Source organism: Vibrio sp. 378 (genome assembly GCF_033339435.1).
The window spans coordinates 1-520 of sequence record NZ_JAWOUO010001179.1; the positions used below are offsets into that span (position 1 = coordinate 1).

Below are 520 nucleotides of genomic sequence, written 5' to 3' on the forward strand. Positions count from 1 at the left end.
GAATTAATGTAGGAAACGCCATAACCAGAAGAAGAAGCAGACTCGCCAATCAGTGTATAACCACTTTGTGTATGAGGAGCGGCAAGAGAAGCTTTCACTTCATTCCCGTTTGCATTGAACTCGATACGAGCCTCTACATCCCACACTTGACGTGTTTCGCCTGGCGTCCAAGGCACGCCGTAATTTTGGTGTCTGAAAACACTCAAAGCAATGCCCGCAACCACCAACAAGATGATTGAAAGGTAAAACGGTATTTTTGACGTCATAATCTACCTTATTATTTTTTATCTTCGTCCGTTTGAATGTATGTACGGCTCACATCAACCAATGCGATGTCGCGCATAAATTCTCTACCTAGTAAAACAGGATGGTTCATGTGGGAGCGATCCGCCAACGTAAATTGCGCTTTTTCATGAATTTTTCCAACTCGCACCCAAAGTTCGACCACAGCGCGACGCTCCAGTTCTTCACTTGTTACTTGACGAATTTTCACATAACGAAGAACAGGCGCTTCGATCCA

2 protein-coding genes are annotated in these 520 nt (G+C 44.4%); both read right to left on the bottom strand.

The window, feature by feature from the left end; genetic code table 11:
• On the bottom strand, positions 1-266 hold a 266-nt coding region (locus R7Q48_RS31020), incomplete at its 3' end, for a UUP1 family membrane protein (protein ID WP_318134257.1).
• An 11-nt stretch (positions 267-277) separates the two neighbouring features.
• The coding region (locus tag R7Q48_RS31025) for a RimK/LysX family protein (protein ID WP_318134258.1) at positions 278-520 on the bottom strand (243 nt) is incomplete at its 5' end.